This window comes from Pigmentiphaga humi, assembly GCF_900606115.1.
GTDB lineage: Bacteria > Pseudomonadota > Gammaproteobacteria > Burkholderiales > Burkholderiaceae_B > Pigmentiphaga > Pigmentiphaga humi.
The window spans coordinates 14,922-30,647 of the sequence record NZ_UWPJ01000023.1; the positions used below are offsets into that span (position 1 = coordinate 14,922).

The following is a 15,726-nucleotide window of genomic DNA, read 5'->3' on the forward strand; positions in this document are numbered from 1 at the left end:
GCCTATTTCGATTTCTCTGTGTTTGATCATGATCAAGACGTTGCTGTTGGTCGACGGTTCCAGCTATCTCTATCGCGCCTATCACGCGCTGCCCGACCTGCGCAATGCGCAAGGGGAACCGACCGGTGCGCTGTACGGCGTGCTGAACATGCTGCGGCGCGCATTGAACGATCATAAGGCAGACTACCTGGCTTGCATCTTCGATGCGCCCGGCAAGACTTTCCGCGACGACCTCTACCCCGAATACAAGGCGACCCGCGCCAGCATGCCCGAAGACCTGTCGCGCCAGGTCGGTCCCATCCTGGAGGCCATCCGCGCCCAGGGCTGGCCGGTGTTCGCCATCGAGGGCATCGAGGCCGACGACGTGATCGGCACGCTGACTGCGCGCGCGGCCGCCGAAGGCGTGCGCAGCATCGTGTCCACCGGCGACAAGGACATGGCGCAACTGGTCAACGACCACGTCACGCTGGTCAACACCATGACCTCGGAAACGCTGGACGCCGCCGGCGTGCAGCAGAAATTCGGCGTGCCGCCAGAGGGCATCATCGACTACCTGATGCTGATCGGCGACACCGTGGACAACGTGCCCGGCGTCGAGAAAGTCGGCCCCAAGACCGCTGCCAAATGGCTCAACCAGTACGGCTCGCTGCAAGCGCTCGTGGCCCAGGCCGAGGCGGTCAAGGGCGTGGCCGGCGCCAACCTGCGCAATGCGATCCCGAACTTTCCCCTCACGCGCGAACTGATCACCATACGCACCGATTGCGACCTGGCTGCGCACATCTCCGGCCTGGAAGCCCTGACCATGCGGCCGGTGGAGCGCGAGAAGCTCGAGGCCATGTACGAGCGCTACGGTTTCCGCAGCTGGCTGCGCGAACTGACCGGCGACGAGGGCCGCATTCCCGAAGGCGATTCGCGGGTGCAGGCCGACGCCCCGCCGGCGCCGGAGAACGTGCAATACGACATGGTCGCAGACTGGGAAACCTTCGAGCGCTGGCTGCAGGCGGTGCAGGCCGCGCCGCTGGTGGCGCTGGACACCGAAACCGATTCGCTCTCCGAAATGCAGGCCCGGCTGGTCGGCCTGTCGCTGGCGGTGGAGCCGGGGCGCGCCTGCTACATCCCGCTGGCGCACCGCCATCCCGACGCCGTCGGGCAGCTGCCCAAGGACGAAGTCCTGGCGCGCCTGAAGCCCTGGCTCGAGAACGCCGACGCGCCCAAGCTGCTGCACAACGCCAAATACGACACCCACGTGCTGGCCAACGCCGGGATCGCTCTGCGCGGCACGGCGCACGACACCATGCTGCAGGCCTACGTATTGGAATCGCATCGCGGCGTATCCCTGGACGAGCTGGCGCAGCGCTGGCTGGGCCGCAAGGGCCTGTCGTTCGAGGACGTCTGCGGCAAAGGCGTGAAACAGATCTGCTTCGACGAGGTCGCGCTCGACGTCGCGACCCAGTACGCCAGCGAAGACGTGGACTACACCCTGCAACTGCACGCCGTGCTGTATCCGCGCATCGAGGCCGACGCCGGGCTGGCGCGCATCTACGCCATCGAAATGCCGGTTTCGCGCGTACTGGTGGCGGTCGAGCGCAATGGCGTGCGCATCGATCCGGAGGAGCTCGGGCGCCAGAGCCATGCCATCGGCCAGGAACTGCTGGTGCTCGAACAGCGCGCCTACGAACTGGCCGGCCAGCCGTTCAACCTGAACTCGCCCAAGCAACTGGGCGAAATCCTGTTCGGCAAGCTGCAACTGCCCGTGGTCAAGAAGACCGCGAGCGGCGCGCCTTCCACCGACGAAGACGTGCTGACCAAGCTGGCCGAGGACTACCCGCTGCCGCAGGCCCTGCTCAGCTACCGGGGCCTGGCCAAGCTCAAGTCCACCTACACCGACAAACTGCCCAAGATGATCAATCCGGGCACCGGCCGCGTGCACACGCGCTACGCCCAGGCCGCGGTCGTGACGGGACGGCTGGCTTCCAGCGATCCCAACCTGCAGAACATCCCGGTGCGCACCCCCGAAGGCCGGCGCGTGCGCGAAGCCTTCGTGGCCGACACCGGCAACCTGATCGTCTCGGCCGACTATTCCCAGATCGAATTGCGCATCATGGCGCACATCTCCGGCGACGAAAACCTGCTGTCCGCCTTCGCGCGCGGCGAAGACATCCACCGCGCCACCGCCGCGGAAATCTTCGGTGTGACTCCCGACGAAGTCAACGGCGAACAGCGCCGCTACGCCAAGGTCATCAACTTCGGCCTGATCTACGGCATGAGCGCCTTCGGCCTGGCCAGCAACCTGGGCATCACGCGCGACGCGGCCAAGCACTACATCGACCGCTACTTCGCGCGCTACCCCGGCGTGGCCCGCTACATGGACGACACCCGCGAACAGGCCCGCGAACGCGGCTACGTCGAAACCGTCTTCGGCCGCCGCCTGTGGCTGCCCGAAATCCGCGGCGGCAGCGGCCCGCGCCGCCAGGCCGCCGAACGCGCGGCCATCAACGCTCCCATGCAGGGCACCGCCGCCGACCTCATCAAAATGGCCATGGTGCAGGTCCAGGACTGGCTCGAAGCCGACAAGCTCGGCGCGCGCCTGGTCATGCAGGTGCACGACGAACTGGTACTGGAAGTCCCGCGCGAAGAAAGCGAGATCGTCGCCACGCGGCTGCCCGCGCTGATGTGCGGCGTGGCGGAATTGAAGGTGCCGCTGGTGGCCGAAGTCGGGTCGGGATATACCTGGGAACAGGCGCATTGATAGGGCCCCCCCCTACGCGCTGACGCGCGCCCCCCAGGGGGCGAAACTGGCGGACTGGCGGAGCCAGATCCGCGGTTTCCTGGAGGAGGTTCGAGACGCTCCCGGGATGATCGCTGTCGGCGAAGCTTTTACTTCACCTTGATCTGCTGTCCCGCCAACTCGACCACCTGTCCCGCCCGTATCTTGCACGTCTTGCGCAGTTCGACCTTCCCGTCCACCTTCACCAGCCCCCCGGCCACCAGCGCTTTTCCCGCGCCGCCCGAATCGGCCAGCGCCGTCAGCTTGAGCAGATCGCACAGCGGAATGAATTCGCCGGTCAGAGTGAACATCAGGGCAGGCATGGACGCGCTCGGTTCGAAAATGGCAATCTCCCATTATCCGCCAAGCCGGACGGCGCCGTGCCTCGGGAGTTACACTGCGCTCTGACCTTACGTTCCGCATGCCCGCAGCGTCCAGAAACATGAGAACCCGCATCCTCACCGGCATCACGACCACCGGCACGCCCCACCTGGGCAACTACGTCGGCGCCATCCGGCCCGCCATCGAAGCGAGCCGCGATCCGGACAACGATGCCTTCTTCTTCATGGCCGACTACCACGCGCTGATCAAGTGCGAGGATCCGCTTCGCCTGCAGAGCTCGCGCCTGCAGATCTCGGCCACCTGGCTGGCCGCGGGCCTGGACCCGCAGCGCGTCACCTTCTACCGCCAGTCCGACCTGCCCGAGATCCCCGAACTGTGCTGGCTGCTGACCTGCGTCACCCCCAAGGGGCTGATGAACCGCGCGCATGCCTACAAAGCCTCGGTAGACCAGAACGTCGCCGACAGCGAAGACCCGGATGCCGGCATCAACATGGGCCTGTTCTGCTATCCGATACTGATGGCGGCGGACATCCTGATGTTCAACGCGCACCGCGTCCCGGTGGGCCGCGACCAGATCCAGCATCTCGAAATGGCGCGCGACATCGCGCAGCGCTTCAGCCACATCTACGGCGGCGGCCGCGAGGTGTTCGTGCTGCCGCGCGAGCAGATCGACGACGCGGTGGCCACCCTGCCGGGCCTGGACGGCCGCAAGATGTCCAAGAGCTACAACAACACCATTCCGCTTTTCGAAGGCTCCAGCAAGCAGCTGCGGGAGGCGATCGGCCGCATCGTCACCGACTCCCGGCTGCCGGGCGAACCGAAAGACGCCGACAACTCGCAGCTCTTCACCATCTATCGCGCCTTCGCCTCCGAATCCGAATCGGCTGCCTTCCGCGGGCAGCTCGAAGCCGGCATGGGCTGGGGCGATGCCAAGCAGGCGCTGTACGAGCGCCTGGAAAGCGAGATCGCGCCCATGCGCGAACGCTATGACGCGCTGATGGCCAGGCCCGCCGAGATCGAAGACATCCTGCAGGAGGGCGCGCGCAAGGCCCGCGCGCTGGCCACGCCGTTCATGGCCGAATTGCGGGCGGCGGTGGGCTTGAGCGCGGCACGCAGCGCCGCCGCGCCGGCCGCGAAGAAAAAGGCCGGCAAACAGGCCCGCTTCGTCAGCTTCCGCGACGAGGCGGGCGCATTCCGCTTCCGCTTCCTGGCCGCCGACGGACAAGACCTGCTGCTGTCGGTCGCCCACGCCGACGCGCAGGGCGCCGGCGCCGCGGTCAAGCGCCTGCGCGGCCTGGCCGATCCGGGCCAGGCGCTCAAGGCCGAGGGCGATACCTATGCGCTCTACCTCGACGGCGGCAAGGCGGCCAGCGGACCGGCGTACGCCGACCAGGCCGCCCGCGACGCGGCGCTGGCCAAGCTGCTGGACGAACTGCGCGCGCTGGCCGCGGACTGAACGCGGCCGGCCGGCGCATCGAACGATACGAAGAGGACAGACATGGCTCAGTTTTTTTCGGTACATCCCCAGAACCCCCAGCTGCGGCTGATCAAGCAGGCCGCGCAGCTGGTGCGCAGCGGCGGCCTGGTCGCCATCCCGACCGACTCCAGCTACGCCCTGGTGGCGCAACTGGACGACAAGCACACCGTCGAGGCGCTGCGGCGGGTGCGCGGCGTCGATGAGCGCCACCACTTGACGGTGCTGTGCCGCGACCTGGCGGAAATCGGCCAGTTCGCCCACGTGGACAACAAGCAGTACCGCCTGCTCAAGGCGGCCACGCCCGGCCCGTGGACCTTCATCCTGGAGGCCACGCGCGAGGTGCCGCGCCGCGTCTCCCATCCCTCGCGCAAGACCATAGGGATACGGGTGCCCGACCATCCCATCGCCCTGGCGCTGCTCGAGGAAATGGGCGAGCCGCTGCTGTCCAGCACCTTCATTCCCGCCGGCGAGGAGGATCCGCTGAACGACGCCGCCGAGATCCGCGAACGCTACGAACACCAGTTGGCGGCGGTCGTGGATGGCGGGGCCTGCTCGCGCGAACCGACCACGGTGCTCGACATGACCGGCGCCGAACCGCAGGTGCTGCGGCGCGGCCGCGGCGACCCCGCGCAGCTCGGCCTGGCGGAATAGAGAATAGGCGGCGGACCCGGCGCCGAAAATCCCGCGCGGCCGGGCCGGAAGCGCGGGACGCTGCCGGTACAATGCCGCGATGGATTCCATCATTCAGACTATCGCGGTCTACGCGATCCCGTTGATTTTCGCCATTACGCTGCACGAGGCCGCCCACGGCTACGTGGCCAGGATGTTCGGCGACGACACCGCGACCCAGGCCGGGCGGGTCACGCTCAATCCCGTCAAGCACATCGACCCCGTCGGCACCCTGCTGGTGCCGGCGGCGATCCTGCTGACGAGCAAGCTGCTGGGCGGGGCCGGCATGCTGTTCGGCTGGGCCAAGCCCGTTCCCGTCGATTTCGGACGCCTGCGCCGGCCCAAGCAGGACATGCTGTGGGTCGCCGCGGCGGGGCCGGCCATCAATCTCGTGATGGCCGTGATCTGGGCAATCGGCCTCAAGCTGATGGTTCAGTCCGGCATGAACGAAACCTTCTTCGTCGCCATGGCCGTGGCGGGCGTCCAGGTCAACCTGATGCTGATGGCATTGAACCTTTTGCCCATTCCGCCGCTCGATGGAGGACGCATCGTTTTCAGCCTGCTGCCGCACGAACTCGCCTGGAAATACTCGAAGATCGAGCCCTACGGCATGGTCATCCTGCTGGTGTTGCTGATGACCGGCGTGCTGGGTTTCCTGGTGCAGCCGCTGCTGATGCTGGGCGACGCCATCGTCAGGCTGTTCCTGTAGCGCCCGCCGCCGGATCCGCGTGCCGCCGCTTGCGGGCAGGAGCGCGCTTATCCGGTAAACTTGTACGATTTCCTTTTCGTCCCGTTCCGGGCCACCCTAGCATCGTATGGCAACCACATCTCGCACTCCTATTGCAGGCAGCATCGTCGCAATCGTCACTCCGATGCAGCCGGACGGGTCGCTCGATTTCGAGGCTTTCCGGACGCTGCTCGACTGGCACCTGGCCGAGGGCACCGACGGCTTCGTGGTCGTGGGCACCACGGGCGAGTCGCCCACTGTCTCGGTCGATGAGCACGTCGAACTGATCCGTTTCGCCGTCCAGCACGTGGCGGGCCGCGCGCCGGTCATCGCCGGGACGGGCGCCAACTCCACCTCCGAAGGCATCGAACTGACCGAGGCGGCCAAGAAGGTCGGCGCCGACGCCAGCCTGTCGGTGGTGCCTTACTACAACCGTCCCACGCAGGAAGGCCTCTACCGGCATTTCAAGACCATCGCCGAGGCGGTCGACCTGCCGATGATCGTCTACAACGTGCCTGGCCGCACCGGCTGCGATCTCGCGCACGAGACCACGCTGCGGCTGGCGCAGGTGCCCGGCATCGTCGGCATCAAGGACGCCACGGGCGACATCGGCCGCGGGGCTTTGCTGCTGAGCCAGGTGCCCGAGCATTTCGCCGTCTACAGCGGCGACGATCCCACCGCGGCGGCGCTGATCCTGCTGGGCGCGCGCGGCAACATTTCCGTTACCGCCAACGTGGCGCCGCGCCTGATGCACGAATTGTGCGCGGTGGCGCAGGCCGGCAACGCCCCGGAGACGGCGCGCCTGAACCGGCAGATCGCGCTGCTGAACCGCAATCTCTTCCTCGAGCCCAACCCCATTCCCGTCAAGTGGGCGCTGGCCCAGATGGGCCGCATGGCCCTGGGCCAGCGCCTGCCGATGGTCGAATTGAGCGCCCAGCACCATGCCGCGGTGCGCGAGGCGCTCAAGATGGCCGGCATCGAGGTCTGACCCCCACGTTCGTGTCCCGCCCAGACATGACCCGCCTTTCGCAACGATTGCCCGGCGGTGATTCAGGAGTTGTCCATCAATGAATGCAGTTCGTAAGCTTTTGCCCCGCGTGGCGGTGCTGGTTTCCTTGTCCGCGCTGTTCGCGGGATGCAGCAGCGTGAACCAGCTGCTCGGCAAGGAAGAATCCATCGACTACAAGAGTTCGGGCGCCAAGCCGACGTCCGCCAGGCTCGAGGTGCCGCCCGACCTGACCCAGTTGCCCACGGACAACCGCTTCCAGGTGCCGGCCCAGGCTTCGCCGGGCTCCACGCCTCCGGCGCCTTCCAGCGCGACGTTCTCCAGCTATTCCACCGCCCAGACCGAGACCAAGCCGGCCGCCGCGAGCAATGTGCTGCCCGAGCGGTCCGACATGAAGGTCGAGCGCGACGGCGACCAGCGCTGGCTCGTCGTGATCGACCGCTCGCCCGAGCAGCTGTATCCGGTGGTGCGCGAGTTCTGGCAGGACCTCGGCTTCCTGCTGCGCGAAGACATGCCGCAGGTCGGCGTGATGGAAACGGACTGGGCCGAGAACCGCGCCAAGATCCCGCAGGATTTCCTGCGCAATACCATCGGCAAGGTGTTCGATTCGCTGTGGTCCACCGGCGAGCGCGACATGTTCCGCACCCGCCTCGAGCGCACCGGCAACAATACCGAGATCTACATCAGCCATCGCGGCGCCGAGGAGGTGCTGGTCGGTTCGGATAAGAGCCAGACGACCTGGACTTCGCGGCCGAACAATCCCGGCCTCGAGGCCGAGATGCTGAGCCGACTGATGGTGCGCCTGGGCGCCGATTTCGACCGCGCCAAGGCCGCCGTCGCCGCTGCGCAGCCGGCCGCCGCGCCTGGCGGCGCGCCCCAACTGGTGACCGGCTCGGGCGACAGCGGCGCGCTGCGGATCGCCGAGCCCTTCGACCGCGCATGGCGCCGCGTCGGCCTGGCGCTGGACCGCGGCGGCTTCACCGTGGAAGATCGCAACCGCGCCGAAGGCACCTACTACGTGCGCTACGTGGATACGGATGCCGCCAGCGCCGACAGCGGCAAGCCCGGCTTCTTCGGCCGCCTGTTCGGCAGCAGCGACAAGCCCGAGAACCGGCCGCAATACCGCATCAGGCTGGTGACGTCCAACGACGTGACGCAGGTCACGGTGCTGAACCAGCAGGGCGCGCCCGACACTACCGCCACCGGCCGGCGCATCCTGAACGTGCTGTCCAATCAGTTGAAGTAATGACCCCCCCCTACGCGCTTACGCGCGCCCCCCAGGGGGCGAAGCGGGTGGACCGGCAGAGCCGGATCCACCGCTTCCTGGGTCTGCAAGAGGTGTTCGGGTTCGCAGCGCTGTCGGCTTCGCATAGAGATTCGTGCGAGGCCGGTGGCGTGCCGGGCGGGGTTGGTTGATGCGCTATACCAGCCTGGGGAGCGGCAGCGAGGGCAATGCGCTGGTTGTCGAAGCCAGGGAGGGCGTAACGCTCACCCGCGTGATGATCGATTGCGGGTTCGGCCTGCGCGAGGTCGAGCGGCGATTGCTGGCGCGGGGGGTGGAGCCCGCGTCCTTGAACGCCATCCTGGTGACCCATGAGCATGGCGACCACATCGGCGGCGTGTTCAAGCTGGCGCGCCGCCACGGCATTCCCGTCCACCTGACCACGGGTACGCGCACCGCGATGGCTGCGCGCATTCCGGTGGGCATGACGGAAGTGCGGTGCGACAGCCATACGGCATTCGGCATCGGCGGTTTGCTGGTCGAGCCTTTCCCCGTCCCGCACGACGCCCGCGAGCCTGTGCAGTACGTGTTGGGCGACGGCAGCCGTCGCCTGGGCGTGCTGACCGACCTGGGCGAGGGCACGCCGCACGTGCACAGGATGCTGTCCGGGTGCGATGCGCTGGTGCTGGAGTGCAACCATTGCCCCGACATGCTGGCGCGCAGCGAGTATCCCCATTCATTGAAGTCGCGCATAGCCGGGCGCTTCGGCCACTTGTCGAATGCGGCGGCCGCCGCGGTGCTGCAGGCAGTCGACCGGTCGCGGCTGAAAGCCTTGCATGCCGCGCATCTGAGCAAGAAGAACAATGCGCCGCAACTGGCGCAATTGGCGCTGGCTGCAGTGCTGGGCTGCGCGCCTGGCGACATCGGCGTCGCTTCGCAGGACGATGGATTCGATTGGATGTCGCTGTAGGCGGCCGGCATACTCCAGCCCAAAGCAAAAGCCCCTTTTCAAAGGGGCTTTTTCATGCGCCGCCGCACGTGCGGTGCGGCTGGCGCGCAGGCCCTGCCAGCGGGGATTCGCTGCGGGCGAGGGCCTGGCTGGGCTTACTGCTGGGCGGGAGCGGAAGGAGCGGCTTCGGCCGGAGCGGCGGGCTCGGAAGCGCTGGGAGCCGGAGCGGCGGGATCAGCCGGGGTCGGGGTCAGGGGCGCGGGCTCGGCAGGAGCGGTGGACGCGGGCGGGGTCGGCTCGATCGGCGCGGGAGCGGTTTCGTCCTTCTTGCCGCAAGCCGACAGGGCGATAGCCAGCATCGAAGCCAGGAGCAGAGTCTTTTTCATCGTGAATCCTTTAAAGGTTGTTTAGTCGTCAACGCAAACCAGAAATAGCGCTATTCCCGTATTACCCAAACAAGGGCTAGCTAATGTCGGCCGTCATTCGAGCATGAGGAAATTCTATCAGGTCTCTAGGTATTTTCCATTGTTGAGCCTGAAAGTAAGTCTTACGTAAGCAATTTGTGTATCTGTTGTGTTTCCGTTCGGTCAGGAGTGTTCGAAACGGTTTCAGGCCGGTGGGTTTTAAACAACGGATGGGCCGGACAGCCAGGGAGCATGCCGCTATAGATCCTGGTTCAGGCGGGCGAGGAAGGCGGCGATGGTGGCTTCGTTGCGCTGATAGAAAATCCACTGCCCGACCCGGCGCGTGGTGACCAGACCGGCGCGCTGCAGGGTGGACAGGTGGGCCGAGACGGTGGATTGCGATAGCCCGCAGCGCTCGAACATGCCCGCGCATACGCCCGCCTCCAGGGAGTGTTCCTGGTCCGCGAAGTATCGGGCGGGCTCCTTGAGCCAGTGCAGGATGTCGCGCCGTACCGGGTGCGATAGCGCCTTGATGATGTCGTCGATGTCCATGCGTGGCAGGGGTTGGTCGCGGCGTTGCGGGCGCGTCAGGCGAGCGGCCGCCAGTGTATCCAGCCCGCCTCCAGCCACTCGTCGAGCAGCGACTTTTCGTCGATGCTCAAGCGCGCGCCCGGCCCGCAGGCCAGGCGGCGCGAGTCGGCCAGCCGCCGCAGGCTGGCGCTGGCGGGAACGGGCGCCAGTTCGCCGTTGATGAAGAGCAGGCGATCGCGGTAGATCATCTGCGTGCGGCGGTCCAGGCACAGGCTGCCGGTTTGCGGCCCGCCTTCGGCCAGCCAGGGCAGGGTGGCGGGATCGGCAGGTTCGAACACGACCTCGGGCTTGGGTTCCGTCAGCCAGCAGCCCAGATAGCGGGCCGCGGCCGCGCGATCATGCCGCACGGCCGCGACGGCGGCAAGCGCGCTGTCGATCAGCGAGGCGGGCAGCTCGGCGGGATGGCGCGCCGCGGGCTGGCCGGCATCGCGGTAGTGGCCGCGCAAGGCGGCCGGCGCCTGTTGGCCGAGTTCGTCCGATGCGGATTCGAGCATGCCGCGCGCCAGTTCCAGCAGGGAAGGCGAGCGGAAACCGATGGAGATGGTCATGCATTCGCCTTCGGCGATGCCGTCGTGCGCGTAGGCGGGCGGCAGGTACAGCATGTCGCCGGGCTCCAGCACGAATTCCTCGGTGGGTTCGAAGGTGCGCAGGATTTTCAGCGGGGCATCCGGATCCAGGTCCAGGTTTTTCTGTTTGCCGATGCGCCAGCGCCGGCGGCCCGCGCCCTGCAGCAGGAAAACGTCGTAGCTGTCGAAGTGCGGACCCACGCCGCCGCGATCGGTGGCGATGCTGATCATGACGTCGTCCAGGCGCGCGTCGGGAATGAAACGGAACTGCGCCATCAGGTCGGCCGCGGCATCGGCGTGCAGATTCACCCCCTGCACCAGCAGGCTCCATTCCGGGTCGCGCGCGGGCGGCAGCCGCGCGAAGGGGCCCTGCTCCATCTGCCACTGGCCCTGTTCGCGCCATACCAGGCGGGATTCGACGTCGTCGCGGCGGGCCAGGCGCTTGACCTCGGCAATCGACAGCGGCGGCCGGAAGCCTTCGAAGGCGCGGCGGATCAGCAGCGGCTTGCGTTGCCAGTGGCGCTGCATGAATTGGGAGGGCGTCAGCCCGCCGAGCAGCGAGGTAGGTGTATCGGGATTCATGATTCGGGATCGTGCCGGGGGGCGGTTGCGGGGCCAGCCTGTAAAATGCCAGGACAGCAAACGTATACGGGAAAACAAGATTATGACCGCTTCCAATAGCGATCCGGCCCTGGCCGTCAGCGCCGACACCGTCGTCACGGTCGAGTTCTGGATCATGAGCACGGATGGGGAAGCGCTCGACGACAGCGGCGGCCCGGTCAGCTTCCTGCACCGCGGCCTGGACAGCCTGTTGCCGCGCCTGGACGACGGCATCGAGGGCCAGGCGGCCGGTTTCGAGCAGGTCTTCCATCTCGAGCCCGAAGACGCCTTCGGCGACTACGATCCCGAACTGCTCAGGGTCGAGCCGCGTTCGCGCTTTCCCGAGCCCATCGAAATCGGCATGCAGTTCGAAGGCGTGCCCGACGACGAAGACGCGGACGAGGCCGATGGCGAGGACGAAGACGGCGACAATGCCTTGATCTTCTCGGTCACCGATCTGGCCGAAGACAAAGTGGTGCTGGATGCCAACCACCCCTACGCCGGCATGGCGCTGCGCGTGCGGATCAAGGTCCTGGCGGTGCGCGCTGCCGACCCCGAGGAAATCGAGCAAGGCTACGCCGACGAAGAGGACGACAGCGACGACGTCCTCGACGCCATGATCGAATCGCGCCGCGGCCCCGGCACCCTGCACTGAGGGCGGGCTCCCCTCAGCGCGCAGGGAGCGGTATCTGCGGCGGCTCCAAGATGGTGTCCATCGTGTCGATCTTGAACACGTTGCGGTCGCGGGGTTCGACGCTGACCTTGATCCATGAGCCCGGGCGCGCAGCGCCGTAGGTGGTGACGCGCGTGACGTTGGCGAGCGGTTTGCCGTTGATCCGCACGGGTTGCTCGGGCCGGTGGGGCGCGTTGCGGGCATTGCTGCCGTGGACGATCAGCACCTGGCCGGTGTACCGGGCGGCCAGGCGGGCCAGGTCGGTTTTCAGCGCGGCGTAGGGGTCGGTGCCTGTGCCGACGCTGTCGCGGCGTCCGCTGAAGCGGGGGTCGGCGGAGAATGCCACGACGATCCCCCGTGTCTTGAGCCGCGTGGCCATGGCGAAGGCCTGGCGCAGCCAGGCGGCGTCGGCCTGGATGCGTTCCTCGTACTCGCCGTTGCGGCCGGCGCCGTTGCGGTAGTTGTTGTGGTTGCCCGGTACGTTCACGGTGACGAACAGGATGCCGCCGTATTCCCACCGCGCGTTTTCCGGATAACCGCGAAAGCGCACGGTTTCGCTCTGGCGCTGCAGGCTGAGCTTGAGCATGCCGAGCGAATCGTCGGGCTCGAAGAACAGGTCGCGCAGGCGCGCCAGCCGTTCGATCGGGCCGAACTGCCCCGCCGCGGTCAGGTCGCAATTGGCCCAGTCGTTCTCGCCCGGAGTCAGCACCAGGGGAATGGGGCTGGCGTCCAGCAGCTTGCGCCGATGGCTATAGACCGCGTCGTCGCAGCGTTCGCCCTTGCCCTTGAAGTTGCCGGTATGGATGGCCAGGTCGGCTGCCAGGCCGAATTGCGCCAGCATCTGGTTCAGCACGGTTTCGTCGCCCGGGCGGGAAGGCTGGTCGCCCATCAGCGCGAAGGCGAATCCGTGGCGAGCCGCGTGAGGGGATTCCTGGTTGGTCGCCGCCCCCGCCCCCAGGCCTGCCAGCGCGGCGGCCAGGCCGATCACGCAGGCGAGCAGGGCAAGAAGGCGCGGCGGCCGGTTCGTCATAGCGGCTGCGCCAGGCTCTTGAGGCGATAGAGCGCATCGAGCGCTTCGCGCGGACTGAGCTGGTCGGGATCGAGGCCGTCCAGCGCGTCGCGCACCGCGTCCGCCGACTCGTGCCGCGACTGCTCCAGCGCATCGGCTTGCGCCGTTTCGTCCTGCGGCGGCGCGAACAAGGCCATCTGGGGCGCCGGCGTGCCCTGGGTCTCCAGCCGTTCCAGCTCGCGCCGCGCCATGCGCACGACGGCCGCCGGAACGCCCGCGCGCTGCGCCACCTGGATCCCGTAGCTGCGGCTGGCCGGGCCTTCGCGCACTTCGTGCAGGAACACGATGCCCTTGTGGGATTCGGCCGCCGCGAGGTGGACGTTGGCCACTTCCTGCCGCAGCGACGGCAGCCGGGTCAGTTCGAAGTAATGGGTGGCGAACAGCGTCAGCGCGCGGTTCTGCGCGACCAGTTGGAAGGCGATGGCCCAGGCGAGCGCCAGGCCGTCGTAGGTGGACGTGCCGCGGCCGATCTCGTCCATCAGAACCAGGCTGTCAGAGGTGCTCGAAGCGAGGATCGCGGCGGCCTCGATCATCTCCATCATGAAGGTCGAGCGCCCGCCCGCCAGGTCGTCGGCGGCGCCGATGCGCGTGAAGATGCGGTCGATGCGGCCGATGCGCGCGCCGCGCGCGGGCACGAAACTGCCCACGCGCGCCAGCAGCACGATCAGCGCGGTCTGGCGCATATAGGTCGATTTGCCGCCCATGTTGGGACCGGTGATCAGCAGCATGCGCCGCGTCTGCGACAGCCGGCAGTCGTTGGGCGTGAATCGTTCGATCACGCGTTCGACCACGGGGTGGCGGCCTTGTTCGATCTGGAGGTCGGCATGGTCGACCAGTTCGGGCGCGACCCAGTCGTTGGTGCGGGCATGGACCGCCAGCGAGGCCAGCACGTCGATCTCGGCCAGCGCGGCGGCGGTGCGGGTCAGCGCGCGCACGTGCGGGGCGAGGGCGTCGAGCACCTGTTCGTACAGCCATTTTTCGCGCGCCAGCGCGCGGTCCTGGGCCGACAGGATCTTGTCTTCCCAGGTCTTGAGTTCCGGCGTGATGTAGCGCTCGGCGTTCTTGAGCGTCTGGCGCCGGCGGTAGTCGTCCGGGACCTTGTCGGTCTGGCCGCGCGTGACTTCGATGAAAAAGCCATGGACGCGGTTGAACTCCACCCGCAGGTTGGCGATGCCGGTGCGCTCGCGTTCGCGTTTTTCCAGCTGCACCAGGAAATCGCCGCTGTGGGTTTCCAGCATGCGCAGTTCGTCCAGCTCCGCGTCGAAGCCGGCGGCCAGCACGCCGCCATCGCGCACATTGACGGCGGGTTCGGCGGCGATCGCGCGTGCCAGCAGTTCGCCTACGGCGGGATCGGGCGCCAGGTGCGCCGCCAGTTCGGGCAGCCGTGCCTGCGTGTCGGCGGGCAGCATGCTGCCTTTGCCTGCGAGCTGGAGCACCATGCCGTGCAGGCCGGGCAGCAGCGCCAGCGCGTCGCGCAGGCTGGCCAGTTCGCGCGGCCGCACCGAGCGCAGCGCCACGCGCGCGGCGATGCGCTCCACGTCGGGCAGCGGCGACAGCGCCTCTTGCAGCACGCGCGGATCGCCGCCGTCCAGCAGCGTCTCGATGGCCCGCAGGCGCGCGGCGGCCGGCGCATTGTCGCGCAGCGGATGATGCAGCCAGCGGCGCAGCAGGCGGCTGCCCATCGGGGTCTGGCAATGATCCAGCACCGAGAACAGGGTGGGCGATTCCTCGCCGCGCAGCGTCTCGGTCAGTTCCAGATTGCGGCGCGTGACCGGGTCGAGCAGCACGTACTGGCTGGCGCGGTCGGCGCTCAGCTGCTGCACGTGCGCCAGCGCCTGCGACTGCGTGTGCGAGACATAGCGCAGCAGCGCGCCGGCGGCGCAGATCGCCTCGGGCATGTCTTCGATGTCGAAGCCCGCCAGCGAATCGGTGCCGAAGTGCCCCAGCAATTGCTGGCGCGCGCCGCTGGATTCGAAATGCCAGATCGGCACCGGGCTGATCGACGCGGTGAAATCGACCGGCAAGGGCTGGCCTTCGGCCAGGATTACTTCGGCAGGCGCGATGCGATGCAGCTCGCTGCCCAACAGGGCCGGCGCGCATTCGGTGAGCCGGAATTCGCCGCTGGCGAGGTTGAGCCAGGCAATGCCGATGCGCCCCGCGCTGCCGCGCGACTTGCCGCTGCCGGGATGTACCGCGGCGACGGCGCGGTCGGCCTTGGCCGGAAGCAGTGCTTCGTCGGTCAGCGTGCCTGGGGTGACGATCCGGACGATGCGGCGCTCGACCGGCCCTTTGGAGGCCGCCGGATCACCCACCTGCTCGCAGATGGCAACCGATTCGCCCAGCTTGACCAGCCGTCCGAGATATTGCTCGACGGAATGGTGAGGCACGCCGGCCATGCGAATGGGGACGCCGCCCGAGGCGCCGCGGGTGGTCAGGGTCAGATTCAGCAGCCGCGACGCTTTCTCGGCGTCGTCGTAGAACATCTCGTAGAAGTCGCCCATGCGATAGAACAGCAGCATGGGGCCGGCTTCGGCCTTGAGCCTGAGATATTGCTGCATCATGGGGGTGTGTTGATCGGCGCGGGTTTCCGTGGTGCTCATATTAGACAGTCTAAAACTCAGCCCGCCTTGCGGGGTTTAATGCCAGATCCCGGCCCCTGTACGA

General features: G+C 67.5%; 14 protein-coding genes. 8 read left to right on the plus strand and 6 right to left on the minus strand.

Annotated features, from left to right (window positions below; genetic code table 11):
- The first annotated feature begins 28 nt into the window (after positions 1–28).
- Positions 29–2,749, plus strand: a complete 2,721-nt coding sequence (polA, locus tag PIGHUM_RS13945) for a DNA polymerase I (RefSeq protein WP_124080174.1) — start codon at positions 29–31, stop codon at positions 2,747–2,749.
- Positions 2,750–2,877: 128 nt separating this feature from the next.
- On the opposite strand, the gene PIGHUM_RS13950 is transcribed toward polA, so the two are convergent.
- Entirely contained in the window at positions 2,878–3,090 is a 213-nt protein-coding gene (locus PIGHUM_RS13950) for an RNA-binding S4 domain-containing protein (RefSeq protein ID WP_124080175.1), read from the minus strand.
- A gap of 119 nt (positions 3,091–3,209) precedes the next feature.
- Between PIGHUM_RS13950 and PIGHUM_RS13955 the strand changes: the two genes are divergently transcribed.
- From PIGHUM_RS13955 to PIGHUM_RS13980, 6 genes are all read left to right on the plus strand, one after another.
- The gene (locus PIGHUM_RS13955) at positions 3,210–4,565 is read left to right on the plus strand and encodes a tryptophan--tRNA ligase (protein WP_124080176.1); all 1,356 of its coding nucleotides are present in this window, start codon (positions 3,210–3,212) and stop codon (positions 4,563–4,565) included.
- Between the two features lie 42 nt (positions 4,566–4,607).
- Positions 4,608–5,237: an L-threonylcarbamoyladenylate synthase gene (locus PIGHUM_RS13960; RefSeq protein WP_124080177.1), complete on the plus strand. Its 630-nt coding sequence runs from the start codon at positions 4,608–4,610 to the stop codon at positions 5,235–5,237.
- A 79-nt stretch (positions 5,238–5,316) separates the two neighbouring features.
- On the plus strand, positions 5,317–5,964 hold the full coding sequence (locus tag PIGHUM_RS13965) for a site-2 protease family protein (protein WP_124080178.1): 648 nt from the start codon (positions 5,317–5,319) through the stop codon (positions 5,962–5,964).
- Positions 5,965–6,070: 106 nt separating this feature from the next.
- Positions 6,071–6,970 (plus strand): 4-hydroxy-tetrahydrodipicolinate synthase, encoded by a 900-nt coding sequence (gene dapA / locus PIGHUM_RS13970; RefSeq protein WP_124080179.1) that lies wholly within the window; start codon positions 6,071–6,073, stop codon positions 6,968–6,970.
- Positions 6,971–7,049: 79 nt separating this feature from the next.
- The gene (bamC, locus tag PIGHUM_RS13975) at positions 7,050–8,234 is read left to right on the plus strand and encodes an outer membrane protein assembly factor BamC (RefSeq protein ID WP_124080180.1); all 1,185 of its coding nucleotides are present in this window, start codon (positions 7,050–7,052) and stop codon (positions 8,232–8,234) included.
- A 169-nt stretch (positions 8,235–8,403) separates the two neighbouring features.
- Positions 8,404–9,180 carry an MBL fold metallo-hydrolase gene (locus PIGHUM_RS13980; protein ID WP_124080181.1) on the plus strand — a complete coding sequence of 259 codons (777 nt, stop codon included), beginning with the start codon at positions 8,404–8,406 and terminating at the stop codon, positions 9,178–9,180.
- Positions 9,181–9,314: 134 nt separating this feature from the next.
- On the opposite strand, the gene PIGHUM_RS13985 is transcribed toward PIGHUM_RS13980, so the two are convergent.
- The 3 genes from PIGHUM_RS13985 to PIGHUM_RS13995 form a co-directional block, all read right to left on the minus strand.
- Entirely contained in the window at positions 9,315–9,545 is a 231-nt protein-coding gene (locus PIGHUM_RS13985; RefSeq protein ID WP_124080182.1) for a flagellar basal body L-ring protein FlgH, read from the minus strand.
- A gap of 276 nt (positions 9,546–9,821) precedes the next feature.
- The gene (locus PIGHUM_RS13990) at positions 9,822–10,115 is read right to left on the minus strand and encodes an ArsR/SmtB family transcription factor (protein ID WP_124080183.1); all 294 of its coding nucleotides are present in this window, start codon (positions 10,113–10,115) and stop codon (positions 9,822–9,824) included.
- A gap of 35 nt (positions 10,116–10,150) precedes the next feature.
- Entirely contained in the window at positions 10,151–11,302 is a 1,152-nt protein-coding gene (locus PIGHUM_RS13995; RefSeq protein WP_124080184.1) for a cupin domain-containing protein, read from the minus strand.
- 109 nt (positions 11,303–11,411) lie between these two features.
- Between PIGHUM_RS13995 and PIGHUM_RS14000 the strand changes: the two genes are divergently transcribed.
- Positions 11,412–11,975, plus strand: a complete 564-nt coding sequence (locus PIGHUM_RS14000; protein ID WP_425466730.1) for an FKBP-type peptidyl-prolyl cis-trans isomerase — start codon at positions 11,412–11,414, stop codon at positions 11,973–11,975.
- A gap of 13 nt (positions 11,976–11,988) precedes the next feature.
- On the opposite strand, the gene PIGHUM_RS14005 is transcribed toward PIGHUM_RS14000, so the two are convergent.
- On the minus strand, positions 11,989–13,023 hold the full coding sequence (locus PIGHUM_RS14005; RefSeq protein ID WP_124080185.1) for a hypothetical protein: 1,035 nt from the start codon (positions 13,021–13,023) through the stop codon (positions 11,989–11,991).
- The gene (gene mutS / locus PIGHUM_RS14010; protein ID WP_425466727.1) at positions 13,020–15,662 is read right to left on the minus strand and encodes a DNA mismatch repair protein MutS; all 2,643 of its coding nucleotides are present in this window, start codon (positions 15,660–15,662) and stop codon (positions 13,020–13,022) included. The genes PIGHUM_RS14005 and mutS overlap by 4 nt, the downstream gene beginning before the upstream one ends.
- Between the last annotated feature and the right edge of the window lie 64 nt (positions 15,663–15,726).

Bases quoted from the DNA above. Each gene is read 5' to 3' on its own strand.
- dapA (WP_124080179.1), top strand. From the start codon at position 6,071: ATGGCAACCACATCTCGCACTCCTATTGCAGGCAGCATCGTCGCAATC.
- PIGHUM_RS13950 (WP_124080175.1), bottom strand. From the start codon at position 3,090: ATGCCTGCCCTGATGTTCACTCTGACCGGCGAATTCATTCCGCTGTGC.
- bamC (WP_124080180.1), top strand. From the start codon at position 7,050: ATGAATGCAGTTCGTAAGCTTTTGCCCCGCGTGGCGGTGCTGGTTTCC.
- PIGHUM_RS13985 (WP_124080182.1), bottom strand. From the start codon at position 9,545: ATGAAAAAGACTCTGCTCCTGGCTTCGATGCTGGCTATCGCCCTGTCG.
- PIGHUM_RS13990 (WP_124080183.1), bottom strand. From the start codon at position 10,115: ATGGACATCGACGACATCATCAAGGCGCTATCGCACCCGGTACGGCGC.
- mutS (WP_425466727.1), bottom strand. From the start codon at position 15,662: ATGAGCACCACGGAAACCCGCGCCGATCAACACACCCCCATGATGCAG.
- PIGHUM_RS13965 (WP_124080178.1), top strand. From the start codon at position 5,317: ATGGATTCCATCATTCAGACTATCGCGGTCTACGCGATCCCGTTGATT.
- PIGHUM_RS13980 (WP_124080181.1), top strand. From the start codon at position 8,404: ATGCGCTATACCAGCCTGGGGAGCGGCAGCGAGGGCAATGCGCTGGTT.
- PIGHUM_RS13955 (WP_124080176.1), top strand. From the start codon at position 3,210: ATGAGAACCCGCATCCTCACCGGCATCACGACCACCGGCACGCCCCAC.
- PIGHUM_RS13995 (WP_124080184.1), bottom strand. From the start codon at position 11,302: ATGAATCCCGATACACCTACCTCGCTGCTCGGCGGGCTGACGCCCTCC.
- PIGHUM_RS14005 (WP_124080185.1), bottom strand. From the start codon at position 13,023: ATGACGAACCGGCCGCCGCGCCTTCTTGCCCTGCTCGCCTGCGTGATC.
- PIGHUM_RS13960 (WP_124080177.1), top strand. From the start codon at position 4,608: ATGGCTCAGTTTTTTTCGGTACATCCCCAGAACCCCCAGCTGCGGCTG.
- polA (WP_124080174.1), top strand. From the start codon at position 29: ATGATCAAGACGTTGCTGTTGGTCGACGGTTCCAGCTATCTCTATCGC.